The sequence below is a fragment of the Undibacterium sp. 5I2 genome (genome assembly GCF_035019605.1).
Lineage (GTDB): Bacteria > Pseudomonadota > Gammaproteobacteria > Burkholderiales > Burkholderiaceae_D > Undibacterium.
Genome location: NZ_JASJVS010000001.1, coordinates 39,725 through 51,679 on the forward strand (window position 1 = coordinate 39,725; position 11,955 = coordinate 51,679).

13 protein-coding genes are annotated in these 11,955 nt (G+C 52.9%); 5 read left to right on the plus strand and 8 right to left on the minus strand.

Translation table 11 applies throughout. The annotated features are described in order from the left end of the window. Nucleotides 1-431 precede the first annotated feature (431 nt). From QN359_RS00200 to QN359_RS00210, 3 genes are all read right to left on the minus strand, one after another. Complete coding sequence (locus tag QN359_RS00200; RefSeq protein WP_322249248.1) at nucleotides 432-1,460, minus strand: methionine synthase; 1,029 nt, start codon at nucleotides 1,458-1,460, stop codon at nucleotides 432-434. A 30-nt stretch (nucleotides 1,461-1,490) separates the two neighbouring features. Beyond that, entirely contained in the window at nucleotides 1,491-2,474 is a 984-nt protein-coding gene (locus QN359_RS00205; RefSeq protein WP_322249249.1) for a DUF1852 domain-containing protein, read from the minus strand. A 365-nt stretch (nucleotides 2,475-2,839) separates the two neighbouring features. Continuing rightward, nucleotides 2,840-3,730 (minus strand): LysR family transcriptional regulator, encoded by an 891-nt coding sequence (locus QN359_RS00210; protein ID WP_322249250.1) that lies wholly within the window; start codon nucleotides 3,728-3,730, stop codon nucleotides 2,840-2,842. A gap of 264 nt (nucleotides 3,731-3,994) precedes the next feature. Here QN359_RS00210 and QN359_RS00215 point away from each other — a divergent pair, with 264 nt between their 5' ends. The 5 genes from QN359_RS00215 (at nucleotide 3,995) to QN359_RS00235 (ending at nucleotide 7,484) form a co-directional block, all read left to right on the plus strand. Beyond that, complete coding sequence (locus tag QN359_RS00215) at nucleotides 3,995-4,702, plus strand: helix-turn-helix domain-containing protein (protein WP_322249251.1); 708 nt, start codon at nucleotides 3,995-3,997, stop codon at nucleotides 4,700-4,702. After that, entirely contained in the window at nucleotides 4,703-6,046 is a 1,344-nt protein-coding gene (locus QN359_RS00220; protein WP_322249252.1) for a type II toxin-antitoxin system HipA family toxin, read from the plus strand. Nucleotides 6,047-6,275: 229 nt separating this feature from the next. Then, nucleotides 6,276-6,608, plus strand: a complete 333-nt coding sequence (locus tag QN359_RS00225; RefSeq protein ID WP_322249253.1) for a metalloregulator ArsR/SmtB family transcription factor — start codon at nucleotides 6,276-6,278, stop codon at nucleotides 6,606-6,608. Further along, on the plus strand, nucleotides 6,608-7,039 hold the full coding sequence (locus QN359_RS00230) for a YeeE/YedE family protein (protein ID WP_322251013.1): 432 nt from the start codon (nucleotides 6,608-6,610) through the stop codon (nucleotides 7,037-7,039). Before QN359_RS00225 ends, QN359_RS00230 begins: the two co-directional genes overlap by 1 nt. Nucleotides 7,040-7,049: 10 nt before the next feature. Further along, on the plus strand, nucleotides 7,050-7,484 hold the full coding sequence (locus QN359_RS00235) for a YeeE/YedE family protein (protein ID WP_322249254.1): 435 nt from the start codon (nucleotides 7,050-7,052) through the stop codon (nucleotides 7,482-7,484). A gap of 18 nt (nucleotides 7,485-7,502) precedes the next feature. Here the strand turns inward: QN359_RS00235 and QN359_RS00240 are convergent, their stop codons facing one another. The 5 genes from QN359_RS00240 to QN359_RS00260 all read right to left on the minus strand — a co-directional run bounded on the left by QN359_RS00240 (nucleotide 7,503) and on the right by QN359_RS00260 (nucleotide 11,932). Continuing rightward, nucleotides 7,503-7,685, minus strand: coding sequence for a DUF2474 domain-containing protein (locus QN359_RS00240; protein ID WP_322249255.1), 183 nt, complete (start codon nucleotides 7,683-7,685; stop codon nucleotides 7,503-7,505). After that, nucleotides 7,672-8,682 carry a cytochrome d ubiquinol oxidase subunit II gene (cydB, locus tag QN359_RS00245; RefSeq protein ID WP_322249256.1) on the minus strand — a complete coding sequence of 337 codons (1,011 nt, stop codon included), beginning with the start codon at nucleotides 8,680-8,682 and terminating at the stop codon, nucleotides 7,672-7,674. The genes QN359_RS00240 and cydB overlap by 14 nt, the downstream gene beginning before the upstream one ends. Before the next feature lie 5 nt (nucleotides 8,683-8,687). Then, complete coding sequence (locus tag QN359_RS00250; protein ID WP_322249257.1) at nucleotides 8,688-10,127, minus strand: cytochrome ubiquinol oxidase subunit I; 1,440 nt, start codon at nucleotides 10,125-10,127, stop codon at nucleotides 8,688-8,690. A 15-nt stretch (nucleotides 10,128-10,142) separates the two neighbouring features. After that, on the minus strand, nucleotides 10,143-10,958 hold the full coding sequence (locus tag QN359_RS00255) for a sulfite exporter TauE/SafE family protein (RefSeq protein WP_322249258.1): 816 nt from the start codon (nucleotides 10,956-10,958) through the stop codon (nucleotides 10,143-10,145). Between the two features lie 92 nt (nucleotides 10,959-11,050). After that, nucleotides 11,051-11,932 carry an MBL fold metallo-hydrolase gene (locus tag QN359_RS00260; protein ID WP_322249259.1) on the minus strand — a complete coding sequence of 294 codons (882 nt, stop codon included), beginning with the start codon at nucleotides 11,930-11,932 and terminating at the stop codon, nucleotides 11,051-11,053. Between the last annotated feature and the right edge of the window lie 23 nt (nucleotides 11,933-11,955).

Below are 11,955 nucleotides of genomic sequence, written 5' to 3' on the forward strand. Positions count from 1 at the left end.
TTGGTTCCGCAAAGGCTTATTTTTCAGGCGGCACCGCTGCGCTTTGCGCCAGCAAAATATCTTTCTGCTAACTGCCTGCGCTTGAGCCAAAGTAGAATCCGACCACCTGCTCGTACTTCGCGGACACCTTCCCATTTACACCGTAACAAACATGGTGTTTTGTACTTTCGTCTCCTTTCGGCATAGCCGCATGTCTGCTCTTCTGTTGACAATGACCAGCATTCAAACCGCCTCACCGCGACACGGTCGCAAGCGGAACATGAATTCGTCACGGCCAGTGAATAAGATACTGGCAGCGCGGACTACTCCCATCAACAGATCAACAGATCAACAGATCAACGAATTGGAACTTGAAATTCAGCAACTAACCCTGCGTCACTATTGAGTCGACGCCAACACCTCGGACATTGACAGCAATTTATTGACAGGCTCTACTTCGACAATTCCTGACGGATGATTTCAGCACCGGCGCTCAGTGCCCGGAGCTTGCCCCGTGCAACGTTGCGGCTCAGCGGGGCCATACCGCAGTTGGTGCAGGGATATAACTTGTCAGCATCGACGAACTGCAGCGCCTTGCGCAGCGTATTGGCTACCTCTTCAGGCGTCTCGATGGTGTTGCTGGCGACATCAATGGCACCGACCATGACTTTTTTGCCGCGGATCAGCTCGATCAGGTCCATCGGCACATGTGAGTTGTGGCACTCGAGGGAGATAATATCGATGCTGGACTTTTGTAGCTTGGGGAAGGCTTCCTCATATTGACGCCATTCCGATCCCAGTGTTTTCTTCCAGTCGGTATTGGCCTTGATGCCGTAGCCATAGCAGATGTGCACGGCGGTCTCGCACTGAAGGCCTTCGATGGCACGTTCCAGAGTGGCGACACCCCAGTCATTGACTTCATCGAAGAACACGTTGAACGCAGGTTCATCGAACTGGATGATGTCCACACCGGCGGCTTCCAGCTCCCTTGCTTCCTGGTTAAGGATCTTGGCGAATTCCCAGGCAAGCTTTTCACGGCTCTTGTAGTGCGCGTCGTAGAGCGTATCGATCATGGTCATCGGACCTGGCAAGGCCCATTTGATCGCTTGCTTGGTCTGTTGACGCAGGAATTTGGCATCCTCGACGAAGACCGGCTTCTGGCGGGAAACGGCACCGACCACGGTCGGCACGGCCGCGTCGTAGCGGTCACGGATTCTGACCGTCTCGCGCTTCGCAAAATCGACACCATCGAGGTGCTCGATGAAGGTCGTCACGAAATGCTGGCGAGTTTGCTCGCCATCACTGACGATATCGATCCCGGCGTGCTGCTGCTCTTGCAGCGACAGGCGCAGCGCGTCCAGCTTGCCGTCGCGCAGCTCATCGCCCTGCAATTTCCAGGGCGACCACAGTTTCTCGGGCTCAGCAAGCCAGGAAGGTTTCGGCAGGCTGCCAGCAGTCGATGTCGGTAACAGTTTTTTCATGGTGGTAAAGGATATGATCTATCTGGTTAATCAAAAAGCGTAATTCGCTGCCCACTGAGCAAGCCTTGCCTGGTAGGGCTTGATGAAATTCTCTTCGGCGAATTTCCCTTGCTCGACAGCGAGGCGGTTGCGCTCGTCCCGGTCGTACACGATCAGGGTCAAGGAATAATCCTGGTGCTTGAGGCTGGGCCGATAGACCTTGCCGGCTGCCGAGTTGGCGTTGTAGATCTCAGGCCGGTAGATCTTCTGGAAGGTATCCATCGTGCTGATCGTGCCGATCAGTTCCAGATTGGTATAGTCCAGCAGCAGATCGCCGAAGAAATAGAAGGCCAGCGGGGCCACGCTGTTGGGTGGCATGAAGTAGCGCACCTTCATGCCCATCTTGCCGAAATACTCATCGGTGAGCGAATAGGCGTCCTGCACGTATTCCAGACCCAACACAGGATGCTGGTTCTCGGTACGTTGATAGGTCCTTGTGCTGGAAACGCTCAGGCAGATGACGGGCAGCTTCTTGAAGTGTGCCTGATACGCATCCGAACTGACGAAGGCCTTGAACAGCTTGCCATGCAGCTCGCCGAAATTCTCCGGGGCGCTGAAGGCAGATTGATTCTTGTTGTGTTCGATGAGCAGAACGCTGAAGTCGTAGTCACGCAGGTAGGACGAGAAATTATTTCCCGCGATGCCCTCAATGCGTTCGTTGGTCTTGCGATCAACAATGTTGGTCTTCAGGATTTCAATCAGCGGCAATGCTTGAGCAGCACGCTGACCGTCGATAGTCATCTCAACAGAAATGATCTCAAGCGTCACACTGTAGCGATCGCCGTTGGGATTATCCCAGTGCGCCAGAGCATTGAAGCGATTGTCAATCATCCTGAGCGTATTGCGCAGGTTCTCGTGACGGCTCGCACCACGTGCCAGATTCGCGAAGTTCGTGGTGATGCGTGACGCATCGGAAGGACGATAGTCCTCGTCGAAACAAATGCTCTTGATAGTAAATGTAAACGCTTTATGCATGTGACCTGAACCCCAGTTTCTTACTCAGTTAATCCCGCTTTCATTCCTGCGCCGTCAATACTTCCCAATGTTCGTTTCTGTTTTTTTTGATTCAGAAGTCTTGCCATTGCCAATATTTGAATCGAATTATAGTAGGTTCAATCCATGAATAAAAATGAATTAATTTCATAAAATCATTAGATATACTCATGAGAAAGGCTTTTCAAGCTGTCGCTTCTACAGCGCGGGGAAGGTGTCAGCGGTCGTGACTGCGAAGCCTTGTTGAGACCAGAGGATGGCGCGCTCGCGTGGCATCTCAGGCAGGTGGCAGGTCGGAATGAATTGATGGTTCTATGAGTCGCACTCATGAAAGCCACGCTGGTCAGCTATGTCACAGCAGGATGTTTAGCTTGCTCGATAAAGGCTAGCAGGTAGTCGAGATCCATCTCTGCCTCGCGCACGCCCACGAAGATCTGCTTGGGAATGCCGTGCTTGCCCAATCTCACGGGTACCACATCCATCTTGTCAGCGTATTCCAAGACCAGCCAACGCGGCAACGCTGCCACGCCCCGACCGCTGGCAACCATCTGCAGCATGATGTCGGTCGTCTCAATCGGTTTGTGGCGTTTGGGGGCAATACCGGCTGGTGTCAGGAACATGCTGTAAATATCCAGGCGATCGACCGAAACGGGATAAGTCACCAATACCTCGTCGGCCAACTGCCTAGGCTTGATGTATTCCTCTTTGGCCAGTTTGTGATTGCCAGCGACGACCAAGACCTGCTCGTAGTCGAAGACCGGCTCGAACACCAGTCCGGGCTTGTCCAGCGGATCGGGCGTGACCAGCAAGTCGATCTCGTAACCGAACAAGGCACCAATGCCGCCAAACTGGAATTTCTGTTTGACGTCGACGTCGACGTCGGGCCATGCCGTCAAATAGGGGGAGACGATCTTCAGCAGCCATTGGTAGCAAGGATGGCACTCCATCCCAATGCGCAAGGTGCCGCGCTCGCCTTGCGCAAACTGCTGCAGGCGCTCTTCGGCCAACTTCAGTTGCGGCAATACGCGGTTGGCTAGCGCCAGCAGGTATTGCCCCGCTTGTGTCAGGCGAAGGCTACGCCCTTCGCGCAGCCAGATGGCCGTCCCCAGTTGTTGCTCCAGTTTTTTCATACTGTGGCTCAGCGCTGACTGTGTCACGTGGAGGACGCCGGCTGCTGCGGTCAGCGATCCTTGCTTTTCGACCTCTTGGACGATGGATAGGTGGATGCGATCAAGCATGATGAATGAGTAAAATTCATATTTCGTTGAGATGACACCATTTTACTTCATCATTCGCTCTCCTTATGATCTCCTCATTCAATTCGATCACTGTGGGAGAGAACAGCATGCCCAACATGCAAATTATCATCTGCCAAACCTCAAGAAGATCGGTAAGATTTGAAATTTCTCTTGACATCCTCCCCGCCCTCAAGAGGCTGTCGCAAAAGGGTATTGAGTCGGTATCATGACCCCAACTGGTGGCCACGTCATTCCTGCGCGCTTTTGGCAGGAACCCAGCGGCGTTCGTGGTTAACTGAAAATGCCAGAAATTGTGGCATTTTCAGTGTAAAAAACGACGCTGGGTTCCCGCCAAAAGCATGCGGGAATGACGATGTATGCGGTGTTTCAGGTGTAAAAAACGTCCATCAGGCTTTTGCGACAGCGTCTCAAGAGCTTAAAGTTGTAAATTTAAAATACAACTTTGAGGCTGTTTATACAAAATACATATTTAAAGTTGTATTTTACCGATACAACCACTATGCTGTATCGGTCAAATACAGGATTAAGAATATGGTCTACCCTATTAAGACATTGCAGCAAATTCGGACTATTCTCGTCGGCTTTAGAAAGCATGCCGGATTGTCTCAAGCTGATGTGGCAAAATTACTTGGCGTTACTCAACAGAGTTACGCCAAAATTGAAGCGAATCCCAAAGCGACAAGTGTTGAAAGGCTATTTACAATATTGCGATTACTTGGAAGCGATATTGTTTTCACGCAAAACACGAAAATTTGGGGGGTTTCCGATGATCCCACAACAGCACCTCCGGTAGAGTTCACAGACAAAGAATCTCTTTCAGTGTTAGCTGAGCAAAGTACGAAAAACCCTTCATCAAAAATGGCCATAGCACTGAAGAGTAAAGCAATAAAAAAAAGCCATTCAGCTCCCTCGAAGGTAATCTCGCCATCTGGTACGAAAGAGAGTTGGTAAATGGGCCGTCGAGCACATACAAAACGTTTAAATATCTGGCTCAATGGCACACCAGTCGGGTACTGGGATGCGCAGAATAATAAGAGCACGCTAAGGTACTTTGATGAGTGGCTTGCTGATAAACAAAGGCGCCCTCTTTCCCTTTCACTTCCCTTTACACCAAATAACGAGCCACATCGAGGTATTGCTGTTCAAAACTATTTTGATAACTTGTTACCAGACAGTTTGACGATACGCCGTCGTATAGCTAGACACTTTAAAACAGACGGAATTGAACCTTATCAATTATTAGCTGAGGTTGGCCGTGATTGCGTTGGAGCAATTCAATTATTGCCAGAAGGCGATATACCAAACGATCTCTATTGTATTGCCGGTGAACCCCTGAGCGATAGGCAGGTTGCAGCAACACTAAGAAATGCCAGCACCGACAAACCTTTCGGAATGACAGAAAACGCTGTAGATCTTCGTTTGTCCATTGCAGGTGCTCAAGAAAAAAGTGCCCTTTTATGGCACCAAAATCAGTGGCAAAGGCCGCTAGGTAGCACGCCCACCACGCATATTTTTAAATTACCACTTGGCTTGGTCGGTGATATGAAGGCTGATATGCGTACTTCTGTAGAAAATGAATGGCTATGCTCTAAAATCATGAAAGGCTTTGATCTGCCTGTTGCAAATTGCGATATTGCTCAATTCGAAGATATAAAAGTACTTGTCGTTGAGCGATTTGATAGACGGTTGGCACAAGATGGCAATTGGATAGTACGACTACCGCAAGAGGATTTTTGTCAGGCGACGGGTACGTCGCCCCTCCAAAAATACCAAGCAGACGGGGGACCGGGAATTTCAAGCATCATGGAAATTCTTCTCGGCTCTGATCAATCATACCAAGATAGATTTAATTTTTTTAAAACCCAATTGGTCTTTTGGTTATTAGCAGCGATAGATGGACATGCAAAGAACTTTAGCATTTTCCATCGAGCCGGAAGTCAATTTCAGGCGACGCCGTTATACGACATCTTATCCGCTCATCCAATTATCGGCGCAAAAGCTCATAGCATTTCCCCTCAAAAAGTAAAATTAGCAATGGCAGTAAAAGGTTCGGAAAATTATTATTTCATTCGTCAAATACAGCGATGCCATTGGGGAAATCAGGCTAAATTAGTCGGATTAGGTGCCGCAACTGCTGAACAAATTATTGAATCTCTCATAAACAAAACTGAAGAAGTGGTTAACGCAGTTTATACCCAAATCCCACAAGGCTTCCCAGTCGATGTTGCTGACACGATTCTACGTGGCATGCTCAAGCAATGTGAAAACCTGAAAAAAATGCCCTCAGGAACATGATAGTTCCGAATTAAAAGAAACTATGCGCGAGTTCGATGCCTCGTGCTTAGCGCCTATCCCGACGACGAGCGGTCGAATAATTCATAGGTGATACCCCCTGCTCTTTTCCTTTTTTGCAACGCAGCCCCTTCATCTAAGACGCACAAAAACACTGCAAATTTACAATATATATTTATATATTATGTTTTATAGTATATTATAAAACCTTCTCATTGAAGATATTGACACCATGCCCGAGCTTGAAACTTCGCTTAACCTGAGCCAAATGCGCCTTGCTGCAACTGCCGCGTGCGGTTTGTTGAAAGTGCTCGCCAATCCGGACCGGCTGCTGTTGCTGTGCCAACTCACACAGGGGCCTCACTGTGTAAGCGAGCTTGAAACTATTTTGGGCATCCAACAGCCTAGCCTTTCTCAGCAGCTTGGCGTGTTGCGCGACGAAGGACTGGTCAGCACCCGGCGCGAAGGTAAGCAGATCTTTTACAGCATTGCCAGTCGTGAGGCGCAAGCAGTCATGCAAATCTTGTATCACCTGTATTGTCAACAACCGAACGGAGTCGCATGATGATCATTGATTGGACGCATTTCACACCTTGGACCTCCCTGGCGGGCGGCAGCCTCATCGGCTTGGCGGCAGCGATATTCCTGCTGTTCAACGGCCGTATCGCCGGTATCAGCGGAATTTTAGGTGGGTTACTGCAACGCTCTCATGGCGACATGGCTTGGCGCATTGCCTTCCTACTTGGACTGCTAGGCGCGCCCTTCTTCTATGGCATCTTCGCACCCTTACCTGCGGTGCACGTTGATGCCAGCACGGCCACACTGGTGGTAGCTGGTTTATTGGTCGGCGTCGGTACCCGCTATGGCTCGGGTTGCACCAGCGGCCACGGCGTGTGCGGCTTGTCGCGCGGCTCGCTGCGCTCGTTGGTTGCGACTGCCGCCTTCATGACAGCTGGCTTCATAACCGTGTTCATCGTTCGTCACCTTCTCGGATAAGGAAAACACCATGCATATCATCAGTGCACTCATTGCTGGGATCATTTTCGGTATCGGCCTGATTCTCTCGGGCATGACCAATCCTGCCAAGGTCATCGGCTTTCTTGATCTGACTGGTCGTTGGGATCCGTCGCTCGCTTTCGTCATGGGTGGTGCCATTCTGGTCGGGCTGTTTGCGTCACGCTGGGCAGCAGGACGCAGGCAATCACTGACAGGCGAGGTCATGCGCGTGCCCACGGCAACGCAGATTGATCGCCGTCTGGTATTGGGCGGCCTCAGCTTCGGGATAGGCTGGGGTCTGGCCGGTTATTGCCCGGGACCGGCGCTGACCTCACTGCTCAGCGGCGGCAGCAAGCCACTGGTGTTTGTGGCTGCCATGATCGCGGGCATGATCGTGTTTGAGGTATTGGAACACTTGCAGAGCCGTCGCAAACCGATTGCCTGACAAGGCGCGGCCGAGCAGTCAACGCATGCCCAGCGCATGCATGAGCAAACGCATGGCGCCGGCGAGTAAAGCAAGCGCGCTGACACTCAGGGTCCAGATCAGCACGAGCCAAGCAAGGCGTTTACCCCAGACCTGCCAGTTGCTGGCAGGTTTGGGCACTTCGTCAGATTGCCAATGATGGCGCATATCAATGGTATCCATCGCCGAGTTTCACCTTGCCACGAAATACGTAATACGACCAGACCGTGTAGCCGAGAATAAAAGGAATGATAAACAGCGTTCCAACCAGTGCAAAACCTTGGCTTTGTGGTGAAGATGCGGCCTCCCAGATGGAAATGGACGGCGGTATGATGTTGGGAAAGATACTGATCGCCAGCCCGGTATAGCCGAGAAAAACGATGGCCAATGCAGCTGCGAATGCGCCATGGTGCTGAGAATTTGTCCGAATAAAACGTAGCAGCAAGATCACGCCAATGGCCAGTAATACCGGTACCGGGGCAAACCATAGCATGTTGGGAAAACTGAACCAGCGTGCCGTGACGCGCGGGTTGACGAATGGCGTCCAAACACTGACCGCGCCAATAGCTGCGACTACCAGTGCCAGCAGCGGCCGCGTCAATTGCAGCATACGCCGTTGTAAATCGCCCTCGGTTTTCATGATCAACCAGGTACTGCCGAGTAGCCCGTAGGCGACGATCACGCCGACCCCGCATAACAGTGGGAATGGCCGCAGCCAGTCGAGCACGTGACCAACGTAGACATGGCCTTGCATAGGGAAACCATCGATATAGGCCCCCAAGGCAACACCCTGGAAGAAAGCGGCCGTCAGCGAACCGCCAATAAACGCCTTATCCCAAACATGTCGTTCGTGGTCGCGCGCCTTGAAGCGAAATTCGAAGGCCACGCCGCGAAAAATCAGGCCCAGCAGCATGAAGATCAGCGGCAGGTAGAGCGCAGTGAGAATGACTGAATAAGCCAGCGGGAAAGCGGCCAGCAGCGCCGCGCCACCGAGCACGAGCCAAGTCTCGTTGCCGTCCCATACAGGGGCCACGGTGTTCATCATGACGTCGCGCTCGTGCCGATCAGGTACGAAGGGAAACAGGATGCCAATGCCGAGGTCAAAGCCGTCCATGACAATGTACATGAACACGCCGAAGAAAATAATCACGGCCCAAATGATGGAGAGATCGATACCCATTTTGCTTAGCTCCGCTCGTTGGATGATGAAAGGTGAACAGCAACATCATCGTCCGCCGCTGACAGCGGACGGGCGGCGGTGTGACTGTGACCGGGCCCGCCGCTGATGTGGTGACGCTGGTCGTCATACGGTTGCGGCCCTTTGCGCATCAAGCGTAACAAGTAGGCGGTACCGGTGCCGAACACGGAAAAATAGACGATGATAAATAGTGCAAGCGTGAAGGCAAGTGGCGCAGCAGCGTGGGATGAAACGGCATCGGCGGTACGCATCAGGCCGTAGACCACCCAAGGTTGACGCCCAATTTCGGTGGTGAACCAGCCGGCGAGGATGGCCATCAAGCCTGCCGGCCCCATCATCAGCGTTGCGCGTAAGAAGTAGCGAGACTGGTACATGGTTTTACGCATGCGCAAGTAAACACCCCATAGACCCAGCACGATCATTGCTAAGCCGAGGGCCACCATGATACGGAAGCTGAAAAAGACTATCGTCGAATTCGGCCGCTCCGCTTTTGCAAACTCTTTCAAGCCTGGAATCTGGCCTTTCATGGTGTGCGTCAAGATCAAACTGCCGATGCGCGGGATCGCCACTTCATAATGGTTTTTTTCGGCCGCCATGTCGGGCCAAGCGAACAGGATCAGTGGTACCGCCTCATCGCCATGATTTTCCCAGTGGGCTTCAATGGCCGCGAGTTTGGCTGGCTGGTACGCCAGCGTGTTGAGACCATGGGCGTCGCCGATCAAGACTTGAATCGGCGCAACAATGACCAGCATCCACATTGCCATGGAAAGCATTTTGCGCACGGCAGGGCTATCGTTTTTTCTGAGCAAGTGCCACGCTGCGGCGGCGGCCACTATCAGCGCTGTGGCGAGAAAGGCAGCCGTGCTCATGTGCAGCAGACGATAAGGGAACGAGGGGTTAAGAATCACTTTCAGCCAATCCGTCGGCACCACGCTGCCGTTGACGATTGCGTAACCCTGCGGCGTTTGCATCCAGCTGTTTGAGGCCAGAATCCAGGTGGTGGAGATGAGTGTGCCGAGTGATACCATGGCGGTAGCGAAAAAGTGCAAGCCGCGCCCCACCCTTTCCCAACCGAACAGCATGACACCAAGAAAGCCGGCCTCGAGGAAAAAGGCCGTCAATACTTCATAAGCAAGCAGGGGCCCGGTAACGCCGCCGGCGAATGTGGAAAAGCCGCCCCAGTTGGTACCAAATTCGTAAGCCATGACGAGACCGGAAACCACGCCCATGCCAAAGTTGACGGAGAAAATCTTGATCCAGTAGTGGTATAGGTCGAGATAGACCGCTTTTCCGGTTTGCAGCCAGCGAAATTCGAGCACGGTTAGAAAGCTGGCCAGGCCGACGGTGATCGCCGGAAAAATGATATGAAACGAGATCGTGAAACCGAACTGAATGCGTGAGAGCTCTAACGCGCTGAAGCCAAACATATTTTCTCCAAAACCTTATGAAATTGCTTTAATAAATAGCGCTACTGCAACCGCTGCAGAAACAATGGCAAACGCTTTTTGTAGATACGGCCCCGATAGCCGCGCCGCGATCAAGCGGCCGCCGATCATCCCGCCCAGTGCGCCGGCAGCAAAGGGGAAGGCGATGGCCCATTGCAAGTGGCCAGACGCAGCACTGCTGGCCACGCCGGCAATCGAGACCAGAGCGATGACGGCGAGCGAAGTCGCCACAATCGACTGTGTCTTCAGGTCGGTATAGCGTTGCAATGCCGGCACCATGACAAAGCCGCCGCCGACTCCGAGCAAACCTGACAGGGTGCCAGCAAGCACACCGGAGAGCGCGAGTGCACGGGCGCAGGGCGCAGTCCAGCGTAGCTTGCCGCGTTCCGCATCCAATTGGCACGGCGGTAGCGTCTTGCTGGTCGACGCATTGTCCTGCGGCGAATGACTGCCAGCATCGTGCATGGCGCGTTGCAAGACCCGCACGGCCACGTACAGCAGCACAAACGAAAACACGATAGTCAGCGGCCGGTTAGGGCTACGTTGCGCCAACCACAAACCAAGCGGCGAACAAATGATTCCTGCGCCGGCAATCAGCGCTGCCGCCCGGTAGCGAACCGTGCCGTTTTTCAGCCCCATTAGCGCGCCCAAGGCCGCCGCCAGGCCGACTGCCAGTAAGCCAATGGGACCGGCTTCGGCCATGCTCAATCCGGCCCCAAAGACCAACAATGGCACGGCCAAGATACCGCCGCCAGCACCGGTGAGTGCAAGAATGATGCCGACTGTGAATCCGAGCAGCATGATGATGCTCATTGTGTCGACTCCGCTGGTATTCTTCGTTTCATCGATCTGCGGCTTCCGATTTGCCCATCCATGCTTGTCTCCTTACAACTATGCTGTGTGTTTCAGGCCGCGTTAAGTGGAATTTTCAGGTAGCGGATGCCGTTTGCTTCGGGTTCCGGGAAGTGCCCTGCACGCATATTGATTTGCACTGAAGGCAGGAGCAGGGTCGGCATGTCGAGCGAAGCATCTCGTTTTGTACGCATGACAACAAATTCCTCTTCGGTGATGCCGTTGCGTACATGAATATTGGAGCGTCGCTCTTCAGCGACGCTACTGACAAAGCGCAGCTCGCGGCCACCGGGCTGGTAGTCATGGCACATGTAGAGCAAGGTGTCTTCCGGCAAACTCAACACTTTGTTGATTGAACGGAACAGGGTTCTGGCGTCGCCGCCAGGAAAATCACAACGGGCGGTGCCATAGTCCGGCATGAACAGGGTGTCACCGACGAAGGCGGCTCGCTCGCTGCCATTGCCAACGACATAGCTCATACAGGCGGGGGTATGGCCTGGCGTATGCAGCGCGCGGCATTCCAGCGCTCCTATGGAAAACGGCTCATCGTTGGTAAACAAGTGATCGAATTGGCTGCCGTCACGCGCCATATCGGGGCCGGCATTAAACAGCGCACCAAACACTTTTTGCACGGTAGCGATCTGTGCGCCGATCCCGATCTTGCCGCCCAATCGTTCTTTCAAGTAAGGCGCTGCCGTCACATGATCGGCATGGACATGCGTTTCGAGTATCCATTCCAGCGTGGCATTGCGTTCCTTGACGAGGGCGATCAAGCGGTCGGCCGACGCCGTGCTGGTATGGCCGGAGTGTGGGTCGTAGTCCAGCACACTATCGACTAAAGCGCAAAGGCGGGTAAGGGGGTCCATGACCAGATAGCTGACCGTGCTGGTGGCAGGATCGAAAAATCCTTCAATATGAAGTGCTTGATTGCTCATGATTTTCATCCTTGGTGAGTTGC

Excerpts from the sequence above, each read along its gene's own strand:
- QN359_RS00200 (WP_322249248.1), bottom strand. The coding sequence starts at position 1,460 with ATGAAAAAACTGTTACCGACATCGACTGCTGGCAGCCTGCCGAAACCT.
- QN359_RS00205 (WP_322249249.1), bottom strand. The coding sequence starts at position 2,474 with ATGCATAAAGCGTTTACATTTACTATCAAGAGCATTTGTTTCGACGAG.
- QN359_RS00210 (WP_322249250.1), bottom strand. The coding sequence starts at position 3,730 with ATGCTTGATCGCATCCACCTATCCATCGTCCAAGAGGTCGAAAAGCAA.
- QN359_RS00220 (WP_322249252.1), top strand. The coding sequence starts at position 4,703 with ATGGGCCGTCGAGCACATACAAAACGTTTAAATATCTGGCTCAATGGC.
- QN359_RS00225 (WP_322249253.1), top strand. The coding sequence starts at position 6,276 with ATGCCCGAGCTTGAAACTTCGCTTAACCTGAGCCAAATGCGCCTTGCT.
- QN359_RS00230 (WP_322251013.1), top strand. The coding sequence starts at position 6,608 with ATGATCATTGATTGGACGCATTTCACACCTTGGACCTCCCTGGCGGGC.
- QN359_RS00235 (WP_322249254.1), top strand. The coding sequence starts at position 7,050 with ATGCATATCATCAGTGCACTCATTGCTGGGATCATTTTCGGTATCGGC.
- QN359_RS00240 (WP_322249255.1), bottom strand. The coding sequence starts at position 7,685 with ATGGATACCATTGATATGCGCCATCATTGGCAATCTGACGAAGTGCCC.
- cydB (WP_322249256.1), bottom strand. The coding sequence starts at position 8,682 with ATGGGTATCGATCTCTCCATCATTTGGGCCGTGATTATTTTCTTCGGC.
- QN359_RS00250 (WP_322249257.1), bottom strand. The coding sequence starts at position 10,127 with ATGTTTGGCTTCAGCGCGTTAGAGCTCTCACGCATTCAGTTCGGTTTC.
- QN359_RS00255 (WP_322249258.1), bottom strand. The coding sequence starts at position 10,958 with ATGAGCATCATCATGCTGCTCGGATTCACAGTCGGCATCATTCTTGCA.
- QN359_RS00260 (WP_322249259.1), bottom strand. The coding sequence starts at position 11,932 with ATGAGCAATCAAGCACTTCATATTGAAGGATTTTTCGATCCTGCCACC.